9 protein-coding genes, 1 pseudogene and 2 CRISPR repeat arrays are annotated in these 16,399 nt (G+C 69.3%); of the genes and pseudogenes, 1 reads left to right on the top strand and 9 read right to left on the bottom strand.

All coding sequences use genetic code 11. The features are described 5' to 3' along the window. Positions 1-409: 409 nt before the first annotated feature. The 9 genes and pseudogenes from IEY73_RS31550 to IEY73_RS31510 all read right to left on the bottom strand — a co-directional run. Positions 410-1,174: pseudogene (locus tag IEY73_RS31550) on the bottom strand (transposase); the annotation flags it as partial. Positions 1,175-2,307: 1,133 nt separating this feature from the next. Continuing rightward, positions 2,308-3,884: a CRISPR direct-repeat array (repeat unit 36 nt; unit sequence GCCGCTATGGAGCCCGGCCTGGACGGCCGGGAAGAG). A 168-nt stretch (positions 3,885-4,052) separates the two neighbouring features. After that, complete coding sequence (gene cas2, locus IEY73_RS31545; RefSeq protein ID WP_189083009.1) at positions 4,053-4,337, bottom strand: CRISPR-associated endonuclease Cas2; 285 nt, start codon at positions 4,335-4,337, stop codon at positions 4,053-4,055. A 7-nt stretch (positions 4,338-4,344) separates the two neighbouring features. Continuing rightward, positions 4,345-5,979 carry a CRISPR-associated endonuclease Cas4g/Cas1g gene (cas4g/cas1g, locus tag IEY73_RS31540; RefSeq protein WP_189083010.1) on the bottom strand — a complete coding sequence of 545 codons (1,635 nt, stop codon included), beginning with the start codon at positions 5,977-5,979 and terminating at the stop codon, positions 4,345-4,347. Between the two features lie 62 nt (positions 5,980-6,041). After that, the gene (locus IEY73_RS31535; protein ID WP_189083008.1) at positions 6,042-6,977 is read right to left on the bottom strand and encodes a type I-G CRISPR-associated protein, Cas3-extension family; all 936 of its coding nucleotides are present in this window, start codon (positions 6,975-6,977) and stop codon (positions 6,042-6,044) included. Beyond that, the gene (gene cas3g, locus IEY73_RS31530; protein WP_189083007.1) at positions 6,974-10,045 is read right to left on the bottom strand and encodes a type I-G CRISPR-associated helicase/endonuclease Cas3g; all 3,072 of its coding nucleotides are present in this window, start codon (positions 10,043-10,045) and stop codon (positions 6,974-6,976) included. The genes IEY73_RS31535 and cas3g overlap by 4 nt, the downstream gene beginning before the upstream one ends. Further along, positions 10,042-11,472, bottom strand: coding sequence for a type I-G CRISPR-associated protein Csb2 (csb2, locus tag IEY73_RS31525; protein WP_189083006.1), 1,431 nt, complete (start codon positions 11,470-11,472; stop codon positions 10,042-10,044). The genes cas3g and csb2 overlap by 4 nt, the downstream gene beginning before the upstream one ends. Positions 11,473-11,475: 3 nt before the next feature. Continuing rightward, on the bottom strand, positions 11,476-12,675 hold the full coding sequence (cas7g, locus tag IEY73_RS31520) for a type I-G CRISPR-associated RAMP protein Csb1/Cas7g (protein WP_268240509.1): 1,200 nt from the start codon (positions 12,673-12,675) through the stop codon (positions 11,476-11,478). A gap of 648 nt (positions 12,676-13,323) precedes the next feature. After that, positions 13,324-14,671: a CRISPR direct-repeat array (repeat unit 36 nt; unit sequence CTCTTCCCGGCCGTCCCGGCCGGGCTCCATAGCGGC). 356 nt (positions 14,672-15,027) lie between these two features. Beyond that, on the bottom strand, positions 15,028-15,381 hold the full coding sequence (locus IEY73_RS31515) for a hypothetical protein (RefSeq protein WP_189083004.1): 354 nt from the start codon (positions 15,379-15,381) through the stop codon (positions 15,028-15,030). Between the two features lie 151 nt (positions 15,382-15,532). Then, positions 15,533-15,772, bottom strand: coding sequence for a hypothetical protein (locus IEY73_RS31510; protein ID WP_189083003.1), 240 nt, complete (start codon positions 15,770-15,772; stop codon positions 15,533-15,535). An 88-nt stretch (positions 15,773-15,860) separates the two neighbouring features. Between IEY73_RS31510 and IEY73_RS31505 the strand changes: the two genes are divergently transcribed. Further along, entirely contained in the window at positions 15,861-16,127 is a 267-nt protein-coding gene (locus tag IEY73_RS31505; protein ID WP_229716340.1) for a hypothetical protein, read from the top strand. Positions 16,128-16,399: the final 272 nt, after the last annotated feature.

The raw sequence follows: 16,399 nt of genomic DNA, 5'->3' as shown, positions 1-16,399 counted from the left end.
CCCTGCCGGAGAGGCACTTCCGTCTATTTACACGCCGGTCGGACCCACCAGTTGATGATCACCGTGAATCACCCGGGTTAGAGACTGAGAGTCGCCGGCACGTAGAAAAAGTTCGCTTTTGTGCCAAAGCCAGTCACGCCACCAGGCGTTTAGAGACCCGGTGGACCGCTCGGCCTTCCAGACTCCGTGTGCCAAAGCCAGTCACGCCACCAGGCGTTTAGAGACGGTGATCACGAGTGCGTGAGGGTTGCCCTCGTGCGCCAAAGCCAGTCACGCCACCAGGCGTTTAGAGACGTAGCAGTCCAGTTCGACCAGAACGCCATCCGGGTGCCAAAGCTAGTCACGCCACCAGGCGTTAGAAACCTTTTTTACCAGCGCGTACATGAAATTGCGGGACTGTGGATCTTTCGAAGGTATGGTAGTTCTCGAACAGATTCGCCGTGGTCGGCACCAGATCCGCCTTGGCGATCTTCACCGCGTTCTCCCAACCACCTTTCGACTGCGGATCCGCCGGGACGCAGGTTCGGATCGTCATCCCGTAATGCCGGGCGACCTGCACGATCTCCGGGTTGCAGACCGCGACGTCGGCGACATGCTCGACCGTGATCGTCTTCTCGTTGTCGGTCAGCACATAGGCGGGCACCCCGCCGAGCCGACGCAGGGTCGCGTCCAGGCAGGCCACCATCGTCGGCAGAGTCTTGTCGAACACCGGGATAACCACCCGGAACCGCGACCAGGCCGGCCATGCGCACCACAACGACCTCCGCCGGCCCCGATGTGTGGAGCCTCGCCCCAGTCGAACTGCATCCACAAGCCCGGCTCCGGAATCCACGGACGAAAGGCGGCCGGCCTGCCACGCCTGCCTCACCGCGGCGATCGACGCGTGGTGCGCTCTCCGCCCGCGAAGCCCATCGCGGTGATCCGCCGATGCACCACATCCGCTCGGACCCGGCCTCCCGAACGAGCGACCGACTCCTCGATCTTGTCCATGAACTCATCGATCAGACGAGCCCGATGATGCAGCCGCTCCTGCGGGCTGCGGCCCTCATTGCGCAACCTCACATACCGGGCCACGGTGTGGTGGTCACACCCCCGGCCAACTCCCCGCCGCACGGTAACTACCCGTGAGGTCGTAAGCCTCCAAGATTTCCACGATCTCCCTGCCGCTCTTCACCCGGCCGGCTCAAGCCGACCGGCATCCGCTCATGATCAGCGGGGAGCTATCTGGCCATCCATGGCGAAGACCGTGGCGCCTGCGGGGAGTATTCCGTGGCTGCGGACACAACCGCCCTACGTCGTGGCTGCTCACAGGCACCGCAACGGTAGGGTGCAGAACAGATCACGCCGCGAGGTGCTGAGAAACCCCAGATGACGAGGGCGAGTAACTGCGACGGTGTCGTGTGCAGAAGGAGGTCTCTTGAATCTCAGGCCGTCGTCACCAGCACCGAAACTGCGAGTAGTCGCTATGAGGTCGCGCCGAGACGATACGGTCCTGGAGATCATGCGACTCCAGTGAATCCAACTGTTGCGAGAGAATTCGAGACGCTAATACGGATTTGACCAAATCTTCCAGCGCCGGGTTTCTGTTACTCGGGCTGAATGATAGCCACACCATAAGAGCACTTATGCGGTGGCCGTCGCCGGTGATGAAGTGCGATGCACAGCCCCCAAAAAGCTGAAATCGATACTTGTCAAAGCTATTGGACTAAGAAAATCACCACTGCGCAAAGTCTACTCGGACAAGCGCTTGCACCGCTATGGAGTCCAGCCGAGAAGAGCAACGGATATCAACGCAGACCATTGACAGCGTGGAGAGCACTACCGCTATGATCCCCGGCTCGGACGGCTGAAGAACCTGCGTCCTTCAGCTCGACGTCTCGAGTTCGTTGCCACGCCTGGAGGGCCAGAAGAGCTGATCCAGGGACGCCCTCATGGTGATAGGTCCACTTGCCGATACGGAGCGCCGGCCTGGACGGCCAGGAAGAGCGCGTACACGATCATCGCGGCCTGGGACCAAGCCACGCCGCTATGGAGCCCCACCCGAACGGCAGGGAGGATTCGATCGTGCCACGGACGCCCCCGGTGATGCAGCAGAGGCCGCCTGTAGCCCGGCTTGGAGGGCCGGGATGAGGCGAGCCTGAACATTCGGCGGGTGCCCCAGTAACACGCCGCTATGGAGTCCGGCCGGTTCGGCCGGGAAGAGGCGGCAGAGGCCGCCCGCGCGCCGCTTGACAACGACCGGCCGCTATGGAGCCCGGCAGGGAAGAGGTGGCGATGTGCTGGGCTGCCGTGTTCGTCGTCATGCCCGCCGCTATGGAGCCCGGCCGGAACGGCCGGGAAGAGCGGCGGCCGCCGGTACCGCATCGCCGCCGCGAACCGGCCGCTATGGAGCCCGGCCTGGACGGCCGGGAAGAGATCACCGCACGGCGGCAGGACCTGGCGTTCGCCGCGGCGGCCGCTATGGAGCCCGGCCTGGACGGCCGGGAAGAGCCGACCAGCCGCTGCTGATGGAAAGGCGGATCTGGCCGCTATGGAGCCCGGCCTGGACGGCCGGGAAGAGGACGACGACGCCACTTCCAGCGCCGCCGCATACTGCGGGCCGCTATGGAGCCCGGCCTGGACGGCCGGGAAGAGCCGGCATCAATCGCATCGCCAGCATCGACAACGCCCGCCGCTATGGAGCCCGGCCTGGACGGCCGGGAAGAGATTCCTACTCCGGCGGGTCCGACGCCGCCGGCAACGAGCCGCTATGGAGCCCGGCCTGGACGGCCGGGAAGAGCTGTCGCCGCACCCTGGGTCGTGTACGAAGGCCGCGCCCGCCGCTATGGAGCCCGGCCTGGACGGCCGGGAAGAGCGAGGGCATCGGCTGGGACCTGTCGTGGGGTTTCCGGCTGCCGCTATGGAGCCCGGCCTGGACGGCCGGGAAGAGCCGCGTCGCCGAGCTGCACGGGCAGGGACTGAGCCGGCCGCTATGGAGCCCGGCCTGGACGGCCGGGAAGAGCGACGCCGCGATGCGCTACCTCGACACCGCCGCCCATGTGCCGCTATGGAGCCCGGCCTGGACGGCCGGGAAGAGCCGACCCCAGGCGGTGCGTCGTGACAAGCCAGCACCTGCCGCTATGGAGCCCGGCCTGGACGGCCGGGAAGAGCTGCGGAGATACTCGATAGCATCTACGTATCCGCGGGCAGCCGCTATGGAGCCCGGCCTGGACGGCCGGGAAGAGGCCGTCATCACTTCACCCCGCGCCCTCCGGCGCGGTCGTGCCGCTATGGAGCCCGGCCTGGACGGCCGGGAAGAGCGGCCGCCGCCCGGCGCAAGTCCCGGCCGATCTGCCAGCCGCTATGGAGCCCGGCCTGGACGGCCGGGAAGAGGCCGCCACGTCCGAGTCCGGGCCCACGTCGGTCGGCTGGCCGCTATGGAGCCCGGCCTGGACGGCCGGGAAGAGCGCTGCCCAGCGGAAGGGTGGACGCCGTGGCTGAAGCGCCGCTATGGAGCCCGGCCTGGACGGCCGGGAAGAGGACAGTCCTACATGGACGTTCGAGTGCACGCTAGTGCAGCCGCTATGGAGCCCGGCCTGGACGGCCGGGAAGAGGTCAGTCGCGTTCGTCCAGCGCCCGGCCGCTGCCGGCGCCGCTATGGAGCCCGGCCTGGACGGCCGGGAAGAGGTGCGCCGACTCACCCCCGTGCCGATGGCCCGACGTAAGCCGCTATGGAGCCCGGCCTGGACGGCCGGGAAGAGTTCCACCACACCCGCGAGTGCGCCGCCGGGGACTCGCCGCTATGGAGCCCGGCCTGGACGGCCGGGAAGAGGCATCTTCGCCGAGGCCGGCCCCGAGATGGACATGTCGCCGCTATGGAGCCCGGCCTGGACGGCCGGGAAGAGGGCTCGCGAAAATCATGCCTTTTGAGCTGCGGTTTTGCGAGCTTCTGCGAGCGGTGTCACCCGGACCGGCATGCGGACGCATGGGTGTCGATGGGTTCGGCATCGGTAGGGCCTGTGACCTGCGTGCGAGTGCTGCCCCTTCTTCTGGGGTATACCGGAGCGCTCGCATCAGATGATCCTTACGCCGTGTGTCGGTAGTGGTCGCCGCTGGCCTACGAATGTGAACCGGGCGGAGTTGACGTCGCCGAGGTCGACGATGACGAGGGAGTCTTCGGTGAGTTTCATTTGGGCTTCGGCTTCGGCGCGGGCATGGATGAGTTCGGTGCGGCTGAGGTCGCAGATGAACAGCGAGTATTGCAGGCGTTCGCCGTAGGATTTCATGACCTTGCAGACTTGCCGGAGCCGTTGAGGTTCGCAGATGTCGTACGCGATCAGGAAGCGTCGGCGGCCCATGGTGTCCTTACCTTGTTGTGAAGGGTGTGTATTCGGGGAGTTCGCCGGTCAGGTGCGCGGCGAGGATTCTGCTTTGGACGTCCAGGGCGCGGCGGTAGTTGACGCGGTAGCCGAAGACGGGGTGTTTAATTTCGTGGTTCATGCGGCGTTCGTAGGCGGTGATGACGGCGCGGCGTCCGTCGCGGTCGAGTTGGCAGCCGCCGGCGCGGCGGGTGAAGTGGCTGGGGCGGACTTCGCCGTTGTTGATCAGTTGGATGACGGTGCTGTCGGCGATCAGGGGTCGAAATTCTTCGGCGAGGTCGAGCGCGAGCGCCGGGCGGCCGTATCGGGGGCGGTGGAACACGCCGTAGTAGGGGTCGAGGCCGATGGTGGTCAGGGTGGTGGTGAGGTCTTTGACGAGCAGGGCGTAGGTGAAGGACAGCAGCGCGTTGACCGGGTCTGGGGGTGGGCGGCGTGCGCGTCCGTTGAGGTCGAACGTGGCGGTGTCGATGGGGGTGTCGTCGGCGAGCATGCCGGTGAGGTGGGAGAAGTAGATGCGCGCGGCGGTGCCTTCGTGGCCGAGCAGGCTGGGATATCCGGTGGGGGTGGCCGCGGTGGTGGCGAGGCGGGCGAGTTGGTCGACGGCGTCGCCTGGTGTGGTTCTGCTGTTGCGGCGCAGCAGGGTGCGACTGTTTTTGATCTTGCCTTCGATCATGCGGCCGGCTGCGGCGAGCAGGGTGTCCGGGGTGGCGGTGTATTGGCTGCGCCTCAGTTCGACGTGTTTGCTGGGTAGTCCTTCGGCCATCCCGGTGAACCAGCCGCCGTAGGAGAACCAGCAGACGGGGATGTCGCGGGCGAACAGTTCCCGCATGGCTTGCGGGGTGATGGTGACGTTGCCGTAGACGCACAGCTGGAGCACGTCGATCATGCGGTAGCTGGCGAGTTTGTCGCTCTGTTGGAAGATTTCCAGCCGGTTGCCGCGGGCGCCGGCTGTGGTGCCTTGTTCCATGACGTAGACGGGTCGGCTGTCGGGGTCGGCTGCCATGATCCCGCGCGTGCGGCCGGGTTTGCGGTCGCGGATGCGCAGGGCGTTGGTCTCGTCGGGCAGGCAGAGTCCGACCAGGGAGCAGCGGGGGCATTTCGGGCTGTTGTCCAGTGGTGGCGGGGGCTGGTCCTGGGCGGCGGTCTGCCAGAGCCGGTGCAGGAGGCGGCGGGTGTCGTCGAGGCGGGTGCCGTCGATGGGGATCTCGACGCGGTGGCGGGTTTCGGCGTACCAGATCTCGGCTTTGACCACGTGGTAGCCGGCCTCGCGCAGCAGCAGGGCTTGGAGCACGGACTGGATTTCGTCGGAGGGCCATGCCCGGCCGTGTTTGTCCGGTGATCCTTTCTTGTAGTCGACGGGGATGACGGTGCCGTCGGCGGTGACCTCGACGATGTCGATCTTCGCGGTGACGCCGAGGTCGGTGGAGGTGAGCCAGAAGCTGCGGGAGGTGCGCCCGGCGAAGCGTTCGAGGTCGTCGGCGGGGTCGGGCAGGTCGCTGCCAGGTTCGTCGACGACGCGGTGGACGTAACGGCCTTCTTCGACGTCATCGCTGGTGGCGAACCGGCCTTGTACCCATTCGAAGTGGAACAGGCGAGGGCAGTACACGAATTCGTTGACCATGCGGGAGGGCACGGTTTCGGGCAGGCCGTCGTGCGGCGGCCGGGCGGGGGTCATGTTCATGATCAGACCGGCCGGGTGGTGATCGGGGTGAGGACGCCCGCTGATTTGCGGGCGGGGATGCGGCGGCGGGCGGCGTGGCCGATCCAGAAGATCGACAGTAGCTGCGCCTGCGGTACGGGCCGGTGGCTGTCCGCGCCGGTGAGGATCGGGTGGTTGAGGAGCGCCTGCACCGCCGGGATGTCCAGCGGTTGTGACCACAGTGGATAGACCATGCGCCGGTCGTTGCGGTTGCGGTCCTGCCAGCAGGTGCTCAGTGCGGGGCCGGTGGGTGCGGTGGTGGTGAGCAGCGGATACGACATGAGGGCGAGCCAGGTGGCGCCGGGTACGCCGCGTTCGCCGCCGTTGCTGCCGTCAGGGGTGTCCGCGGTGTCGTACAGCACCCGGTGGTCGAGGTATTCCCCGGTCACCCCGGCGTAGCGGCGCCAGCCGGTGAACGCCTCGCGGAGCAGGACCGGTCGTTTGCGAAGGTCACCCAGCGGTTTCTCAAGCATGGTGCGCGTGGATTGTTTCCCGGAGGGTGCCGCGTACGGGGTGATGGCGGCGCGGTGGTCGTTGTCGACAGCCAGGTCGGTGACGAGCATGCCGAGCCACCGTTCGACAGGGGCTCCGTCGGCGCCGATGGCAGCGTCGGCGTAGTCGCGGAACGCGGGCCGGGTGAGACGCAGCTTGTCGGGGGCGGCCCCGGGCGGTGGGAAGTCGGCCGACAGCCCGGGTAGCACCCCGTCGGCGGGGATGGACTGTACGACGGCGGTCAGGTCGGCGACGAGGCTGTCGATGTCGGCGGGGCCGTCGTGCAGGGTCGCCGTGCAGTCGCGCGGTGACCAGGCCAGCCGGGGCTGGTGCTCGGTGTGCTCGCTGATCAGGCGCAGTGTGCCGAGGGCGGCGAGGAATCCGAGCGGTGTGCGCCCGTCGAGCGCGGCCAGGGCGAGTGAGGTCATGATCCTTCCTCGGAGACGGTCATGTCCGCGCACCGGACGATCGTTTCCAGCAGCGCCAGGCCCCACCGGCCGTACCGCTGGTTGAGGTGGGTGAACCGGGTGGGCTGGTCGAGGTCGACGGTGCGGTCGGAGGCGGTGGTTGCCTTGTGCCCGTCGATGAGCGCGAGGACGGTGCGGGGTTGTGGATCGATGACGAGGCGGGCCAGGGGGCGGGCGTAGCCGTGGTGGGCGGCCACCAGGTGGATGAGCAGGTCGGCGTCGCCCGGGTGGGGGTGCTCGGCCAGGTGGGCGGCGACGAGCGCCGCGGACCATGCCTCGTGGCGGGCGCCGCGGGGCAGGCCGCTGTCGCGGGCGGCCTTGTGCCAGGCTTGTTTGTTGGCCGGGTCGAGCCCGGATTTGGCCAGGATGGCGGTGGCGATGGCGGCCTCGTGGTGGTCGCCGCCGTGCAGCATGATCTGGAATCGTTCTTCGGCTTTGCCCCAGTCGTGCCAGCCCGCTGCGTCCTCGATCACCTGCCGTAGCTCGTCGGGCAGGTGCAGGGCTTCGGCGATGTCGCCGCTGCGGCGGCGCACGGCGGCGTGGTGCCGGTCCAGGGTGACGGTGCCGGTGGAGCCGACCGAGCTGGCGGCGGTGTCCTCGTCGTCGCGTTCCGGCTGAGCCCGGACCGCGGCGCCGGCCGGGCCGGTCAGGAGCCGGGCCGCCACCGTCGCGGTGGTGTCGGCGACGGCGTCGGCGCCGTCGAGCAGGTCGACGACGGACAGCTTGCCGCTCGTCCACCAGGCACGCAGGCGGTCCCAGGCATTCTCCGGCCAGCCGAGGCCGGCCGGTGGTTGCGGCGCCAGGGCGTCGCCGATGTCGGCGGCGAGGCGTTGCCAGGCAGGGTCGCCGACGGTCATCTCGCCGTCTGCCGAGACGGTGTCGTCGTCTCGTGAGCACACGGCCACGAACTCGCGGACCGTGTCCCGGGCTTGCCCGGTCAGGCCGAGCCGGTCCGCGAGGTCGTTGTCCAGCCTCAGTGTGAGGGGGCGGCGGCTCCGGCTGGGCAGGAACGCGGCGGCTTCGCTGGCGTCGCGCACCGTGGTCTGGCTCTGCGGCGCCCATCCGTAACGGTCGAGGCCGCCGCGTTCCACCGGAGCGATGACCACGTCCGCGGGCCGCAGGTCCTCGGGGTCGATCCAGGTCCACCGCCATTCGGCGTCCCCGTCGCGGTAACCGCGGGCCGCTTTGCGCACGGGCCGTTGGGCGAGAACGCGGATGCGGTCCCGGACTTGGGTGGGGCGGGCCTTGCCGGGTTCGGGTTCGGTGTCGACGTCGCTGACGGTGTCGGTGTTCTGGCCGAGCATCCACTGCCGGGCCGCGTACCAGGGGACGTCGACCGTCTCGGCGGTGCGGGGTGGCAAGTGCGCCAGCATCGCTGCGGCGCCGGTGGGGTCGAGTTCGGTTCCGTCGTCGTCGAACGGGTCGTCGAGGGGATTGCTGCTGACGAGCCCGGCCCGCCACACGATCTGCACGGGCGCGGTGCCCCCGCCGAAGCCGTGCAGATAGGGGGCCACCGGTGGGTCGATCTGCGGGACCGGCGCGGTCTGCACCCACGCGTCGAGGGCCGGGCGCAGCAGGACCGGCGCCGGTTCGTCGTCGCGGCGGACCGTCGGCTCACCCAGCGGGCCGTCTCTCAGCGCCCGGCAGGCCAGCGGTGACACGTCGAGACGACCGTGCGGTTCGGCTCCGATCAGCAGGTTCAGCGCGGCGACGGTGGCGTCGCGGGCCGAGCCGTAGACCGGGCCGTCGGCCTGCCCGTCGTGCACGACGATCGCGGCTGCCGCGCTTTCACCCGGGTAGCGCCGGTCGAACACGCCGAGCCGGTTGAGCCGTCCGAGTCGCTGCACCAGGGCGTCCCACGACGCCGACTCGGTGATCAAGGCGTCGGCGTCGATGTTCACGCCGACCTCCACCGTTTGTGTCGCCACCAGGATCGCCGGTGGTCTTGCGGTGGGGCGTTTGACATTCAGGGCACCCAGCGCGCCGTCGGTCGGGGGGCGGCGGTCGACCTCACGGCTGCGCCCGATCAACAGATCGCATACCACGTCGGTGTTCTTGGCCCTGCTCAGGCGCCGAACGAGGTTGTCGTGGACGTCGCGGGCCCGGTCGACGGTGTTGCACACGACAAGGATTGCCGGGCTCACGTCCACGGCCCGGCTGCGGAGATGCTCGAGCCGCTCGACTGCGGCTTCGGCCAGCGTTTTCCCGCAGTCTTTCGCGGGCACCGTGATCAGTGTCAGGTGTTTGCCGGCGGTCAGCCGCCGCGACGCCTCCTCGTCGGCGCGGTGCGCGTCGACGTCCAGGGTGAAGGCGTTGGCGCCCGGCGTGCCGGTCGCGGACAGCCGCACCACCGACAGGCCCGGCAGTGGCACGCCCAGTTTGTCGCGGGCCTGGGCCGCCGCCACCGTGTCCAGCAGCGCGGTGGACAGATGCGCCTCGTCGACCAGCAGCAGCGCGTCCGTGCCGACCAGCGCGGCGTCGATGGGCTTGCGCCGGTCGCTGACCCCGTAGCCGCGAAACAGCAGACGGCTGCCGACCTGGTCGACGGTGCCCAGCACGATGCCGGGCCGGTCGGGCCGGTCCAGCCACGACGCCGACCAGGTGGCGCCGCCCCGCATCCGGGTCACCGGCAGCAGCTCACCACCGGCGCGCGGGGCGTATGACCGCAACGCCGCCGCGACCCGGCCGACGATATCGTCGCGGCCCACGTTCTCGGCTTTCTGGAGCGCGGTCGCGACTGTGACGGCGTGCTCGTGGGCCTCGTCGACGACGATGCGCCGGTCGACCACGAAAAAGCAGCGCCGGCGGCCGGCCCGCGCCGCCCCGGGAATGCCGGCGGTCGCTGCGGCGACGAACAACCCGATGTCGAGCATGATGGTCTTACCCAGACCGGTCGGGATGTCGATCAGGTCCGGCCACACCCCGTCGGCCAGCACCCGGCCCACCAGGGCCTGCTGCCAGGGGAACGGATCCGTGCGGTGCACGGCCCGCAGGAACGCCGGGAAGTCGGCAGGCGTCAGCGCGCTCATCGCGGCCCTCCCCCGCGCGGGGCGGGCAGCGGGTCGGTGGCGGGTGCGAACAGGCCCACCCCGAGATACCGGCCGGCGCCGGCCAGCACCGGCCCGGCCACCGGACGGTCGAACTGCATCTCGACGTGCCGGAACAGCTTGCCCCGCGCCTTGTGCGGCAGATCCGAGGGCCGCAGCCGCGCCCCGCCGGTCAGCAACGGCTCCATGCTCACCCGTACCGTCAGCGGCTCCGGCAGCCCCAGATCCCGCAGCCCTCGCCGCACCTCACCGACGACGTCGACGTCCTTTTTCGGGTAGCGGTCCAGCACCATCGGTGTCGCCGTCGCCCAGCGGGTGCTGCAGCGCTGCCACCGCCGCGGCAGCGCCCCCCAGGGCCGGGTCAGCTCAGGCCGGTACTGCAGCTCGACCCCGCCGACCCTGGGCACGTTCAGGGTGATCACCCCGTCGTTCGCCGCGTCCCGCAATCCCAGCAGCGCGCGCAGGATCGCGGCGCGTTCCGGTCTCGGCAGCTCCGGCACCGCCATCGCCAGTCCCAGCAGATGCCCGTCAGCGTGGTCGTGGCCCACGTCCGGCAACGCCAGGAACGCCACATGCGGGCGGCCGTTCACCCCGTGGCCGTGCAACACCCCCGGCGCGTCACCACCGGAGCGTTTGAGCACCGCCGACCGCAGCGCGTCGGTGAGATCCACGATCAGCCGGGCCTGCGGTTTGAGACCTTGGAACCGCAGCACCAGCACCTCGGCATACACCGACGCAAAGGGCTCCTCCCCTGCCGCCGGCGCCGTCTCGGTGGGCCTGCGCCGGTAGGCGGCCGACCGGCTCACCTCCCACGCCGGGCGGTCCGCGTCGAACTGCTCGTCCAGCAACGCCAGATAGCCCGGGTACGGCACCCGCATCACCGTGTCCGCGTCCGCCAGATCACACGGCTCGTACACCACCGCCGACGGATCCGGCTCCCCCTCCGCACCGGAGGCCGACCCGGACACCGCCACCAACGCCACCCCGGTCGAGCGGCCCAGGTACGGGATCCTCCGCGCCATCCCATCCACGACCCCGACGAGGTCAGCGCCGGCCTGCACCGGCCACCGGAACACCACCGTGGCGTCCGCCGGCATCGCCCGCACCCGCGTCGTCAACTGGTTCGTCCGGCCCGGATACGTCTGACTGCCGCCGCCCTGGTCCACCTTGTTGGTCGGCACATACGACTGGCGGCGCTGCTCCGCCAGCAACGGAGCGGCCTGCACCGCCGGCGCCGGCTGGTTCTCCAGCCATTGCAGGGCCGCGAGTTCCGGCTCGGTACGCGCCGCCGCCCGCAGCGCGCAGAACATCCGGGCCGGGTGCGGCGGCCACTCCGCCCGCTCCCGGTCCTCCACCGACGCCGCGTCGTAACCGCCGCTCAACAGCCGCACCGTGATCGCGAACGGCACCGCTCACGCCCCCTCGGCGGCCGGGGCGGCCTTGGTCAGGCTGAACGTGATCGCCTCCGCCAGCGACGGTTTCGGCGTCAGCCGCACCGGCTTGGCCGACAACCCCAGCCCGAGCTTCGCCGCCCGGTCCACCGCCGTGGCGAACAGGTCGATGGCCTGCGCCCGTGTCAGGTCGAACGGCTCGGTGTCACCACCGCGGTGCACCCACTCCAGCCGCTCGGACTGCACCACCAGCTCACAGCCGCTGCGCAACCACAGCGACGCGCCGCCGAACGCCAACCGGTCCGCCATGATCGCGTACGCGGCCAACACCGCCCGGGCTGCCACCGCCGCCTGCTCCTCCACCGCACCGAACCCGATCCGGTCCAACCCCGCCAGCGACAACGTCGCGATCCGCTCCGCGCCGCTGATCGTCACCCCGCCGTGCTGCTCGTTCGGCGCGATGTTGCCGTGCCCGATCTCGCTGAGCTTCGACCCCTGCTTCTTCTCCCCCGACGCGGTGAACTCCCAGTCCCCGTCGCCGGTCTTCTTCACCGCCCCCTGCAGATTCATCGGATCCATCCGGCCGGCGTTACGGGCGCCCACCACCGGATCCCAGCCCACTACCTCGCTGGCGTACACCCGCGGGAACTTCTGCTGACGGCCCTTGCGGTGGCTGTTCCACGCCCCGAACACCAGCGATCCCGGATCGTTGGTGTACAACGCCCGCGCGTCATCCAACGTGGACGCGAGCATCGATCTGCCTAGCTGCGACTTGTCGAACGGCGTGCCGTCCAGCAGGCTGTCCCGCAGATACGCGTCCGCGTACCGGTGCGGGAACTCCAACGATGTCAACGTCTCCGTACCCTCGCCGGGAACCTCCAGCTCCAGCAGCGGCACCGGCGCCTTGCCCCGCCGGCTCACCGCCAGCAACGCCTCCTCGGCACGGTTGGCCTGTGACGGAACCGAATCCAGCAACGCCGCCCACCGCTTCACCCCGTTCACCGAACGGACCTCGATCACGTACGGCACAGTCCGCGTCCGGGCCGTCTGGCTCAGCCCTTCCGCCGTCACAGCATCCTCAGCCCTGCCCGGCTCCCGCGCTGCCCTCCTAGCCGAATCCGGAACGGGATAGGTAGGCGGGAACACCTTCGCCCCCTCACCCCCGGCAGGCTGATAAATCGTCCTGACACGCAGGACCGCCCGCGGCCCCTCCAACCCCACCGCGGAGATCAACTGCTCATAGAACGCGTCAACGTCAGCCACGAAAACTCCTCATCTCGATTCGGCGGCGTTCACTATCACCGACCCCACCGACACTTCCGGCAGCCATCGAAGCCGAAGAACCAAGATCCCTTCACGGGCTACAGATCGACACTCACAGATCGATCCTGCTCAACGGCAGCCGCATCAACGCCAGGGTCTCCAAGAAAGGCGGAATGAGTGGTCCACCCGGTCACGCACTCCCACCCATACGGACTAACACGACGGTGTGATCCACAGTGGCCAGTGCCCCGCAACGACGCAGCGCCCAAATCCGGCACCGAAGCACCGGCGAGAGACCGATCCGGAGCGCAACGCCGACACCGCGATCATCTCGAAGGCTCCAGCGCAGCGCAGAAGGCAGCCGAGGACGACACCCTGGAACCGGCCGCGGGTAGTCTCAAACACGTGCTCGCCCGACCGAAATTCACCCGACGCTGATGCGAGCGCTCCGGTACGCCCCTGAAGAAGGGGGCAGCGCTCGCATACAGGTCACCGGCCCTGCCGACGGCTATCCCATCGACACCCATGCGCCCACATGCCGGTCTGGGTGACACCGCTCGCAGAAGCTCGCAAAACCACAGCTCAAAAGGCATGATTTTCGCGAGCCTCTTCCCGGCCGTCCCGGCCGGGCTCCATAGCGGCATGGGTTGGCGGTCCCGTCCGGTGCTGGCGTGCTGGTGGTCTTCCCGGCCGTCCCGGCCGGGCTCCATAGCGGCAAGCAGCGGTCCTACGAGACCCGTGAGGGCGAGAACTCTTCCCGGCCGTCCCGGCCGGGCTCCATAGCGGCTCGGCGCGGGCGTCACGTCGATGCAGGTCGAGGATCAGCTCTTCCCGGCCGTCCCGGCCGGGCTCCATAGCGGCGCGGCGTGGACGGCCCTGTCCGCGGTGCTGCTGGGGCTCTTCCCGGCCGTCCCGGCCGGGCTCCATAGCGGCCGGGCGGCCACCCGACTGCCACCACGCGGCGGCCTCTCTTCCCGGCCGTCCCGGCCGGGCTCCATAGCGGCGGCAACGCTGCCGAGCTGCTGCGGATCGAGATCGCCACTCTTCCCGGCCGTCCCGGCCGGGCTCCATAGCGGCCGTCCCTGCTCGGCACGTTGGCGCGCCGCGCGGGAACTCTTCCCGGCCGTCCCGGCCGGGCTCCATAGCGGCTACTCCTGGTAAGGCGAGATCAGCTCTTTGGTCTGCCTCTTCCCGGCCGTCCCGGCCGGGCTCCATAGCGGCGGGTCCCGGGTGCGTCGCCCCGGCGACACCCCGGGACCGCTCTTCCCGGCCGTCCCGGCCGGGCTCCATAGCGGCCAGCGGGACGCCCTCGACCTGGTGCTCAACGGCAGACTCTTCCCGGCCGTCCCGGCCGGGCTCCATAGCGGCGTGGACGGCCAGTCGGCCGAGAACGCCACCAAGCTCGACTCTTCCCGGCCGTCCCGGCCGGGCTCCATAGCGGCCGGCCTGTGCGCCGACACCGGTCGGCGGGATCGCGGAGCTCTTCCCGGCCGTCCCGGCCGGGCTCCTTAGCGGCCGTCAAGGCCAACTCAGAGCTAACTTGTGCCAAGGCTCTTCCCGGCCGTCCCGGCCGGACTCCATAGCGGCCCGACGGTGCGGGACAAGGAGCTGCAGGCGGCGAACCTCTTCCCGGCCGTCCCGGCCGGGCTCCATAGCGGCGAGCGGGAGATCTACCGCGACGGGCCGGGCTACACCGCCTCTTCCCGGCCGTCCCGGCCGGGCTCCATAGCGGCGTCAAGGCGGCCGTCGTCGAGATGTCCTACGCGGTGCGCGGCTCTTCCCGGCCGTCCCGGCCGGGCTCCATAGCGGCGAGATCAGTTGCGCCGTCACCGTGCTGCCCGAGTAGCTCTTCCCGGCCGTCCCGGCCGGGCTCCATAGCGGCTTGACGTTGATGTCCCGGCACTGCGAGGTGGTCTTCCTCTTCCCGGCCTTCCAGGCCGGGCTCCACAGCGGGCCTCCAAGAACGCCTCGGGTCGTGGCGCTTCTACCGATTTCGGCAGGGTGGGGCCTTGGTCGGCGAGCTTGCCGATGGTGGTGCGGGCGAAGATGGTGCCCGCGGCCGGGTTGCCGCCTGCGAAGATGGCGACGGCCGGGCACCGTTTCCCCCGATGCGGTCCGTGCCCTCGGCCGCCTTCTCGTACGAGCCGACAAGCTTGGTAAGCGTGAGCTGCTGGGAGCTGACCGCCGCGCTGCGCCGGGACCGCTCAAATTCCGCACCGGCACGGCCGTGTCCTGAAAGCCCGCCATCGTCAGTCCACCGGCCATCCGGGCCGACCGTGAATCTCATGACATCCCTCCACCTGAGGTCTGTCAGTCGACGAGAGCAGCCCGCAGGAGGTACAGCAGGACAACGCCTACGGCGATGACCACGCCGCCGACCTTCAAAGCCCGCGCGGAAAGAACGGGATCGCTGCTCACCATCCCGCGGACCACGATCACAAACCCGACCACGTTGATCGGCCCGGCAACCAGGACCGGCACCAGCGAATGCGGCGGCGCCGACGACTGGGCGGCGAGCAACGCCATCATGAACGTCGGCGCGAACGCGACAAACAGCAGGCCCAGGCCCAGATACCAACGCAACTGCCGAGTCGCATCGATCATCCGGCCCCACCCACTCCATGTCTCCGAGACATCCAAGTGCAACGACATCAGTCGATGCATGTGACTACCCGGTCCGGCCTCCGCCCGCCGCAAGATGCGCGAAGACTTCGGCATGCGGGGCAAGCACCATGACCTGGGCCACCTTGTCACGCGCATCTGCCGCAGTGAACCCGCGAGGAGTCGCGGATCCGGCGCGGGCAGAATGCGACGGTCAGCGCCGATGTCTGGACATCTTCGCCCAGTTTGATAGCTCGGGCGGCACAGTGTCGAGCAGCCGTTGCACCATGCGGCGGGCGTCGGCTTCGTGGTCGAAGTAGTGAGTGACCTCTTCGCCGTCGGCGCCGCCACGGCGGCCCCGGACCTGCCAGCCGGTGTCGGTGCGCAGGAGGTAGACGTCCCGTCGGCGGGGCCCGTACCGGCGGTTGAACCAGTGCTCGACCCGCGCAACCATGCCGGAGATTAGAACATGAGTACGAATCTTGTGATTGGCGGTCCACCCCAGATGATCACATGCTGGAGAACCGGCGTCCGCGGCAGAAATGGTGCATCCGCCGGAGGCCCGGCCGTTGCTCGCAAGCGGCCTGCACTCGACCGCCACACGCCGCAGAATTCGCTTGTTCGGGTCGGCGCATGCCGGTGATCACCTCGTCGGTGACGGCCTGCGCGGCGGGGCCGGCCTGACGCAGCAGTTGTTGCCCGTCGGCAACAAGTTCGTCTGGGGCCGGTCGGGGCGTAGGCGCACGCTGACGGTGACCACGGCGTTGCCGTCCAGCCGGGTGTTCACCACGGTGTCGGTGGCCGGGTAGGCGGCCAGGAACGACGGTGGTTGTATCGGTGACGGTGACGCCGGACGAGGTGTCCTGCGCGTCGCGGACGGTGTCGGCGTGTTTGAGCCGGTAGAGGTTGCGGGCGTTTGCCGGCGCCGGTGCCGGTGGGCGGGAAGCTGTGGGGGTAGACCGCGGTGGTGACCTGCACGGTCGGGGCGGCCTGCTTCTAGTCCATGTCGGCGTACTTCTGTGTCTACACAGTCAGGTACGGCTGGGCGTACATAATTCCAAACGCAGCACTCAGCGAATTG

This window comes from Mangrovihabitans endophyticus (genome assembly GCF_014646155.1).
GTDB classification, from domain to species: domain Bacteria; phylum Actinomycetota; class Actinomycetes; order Mycobacteriales; family Micromonosporaceae; genus Actinoplanes; species Actinoplanes endophyticus.
This window is presented reverse-complemented; position numbering and strand designations above follow the sequence as displayed.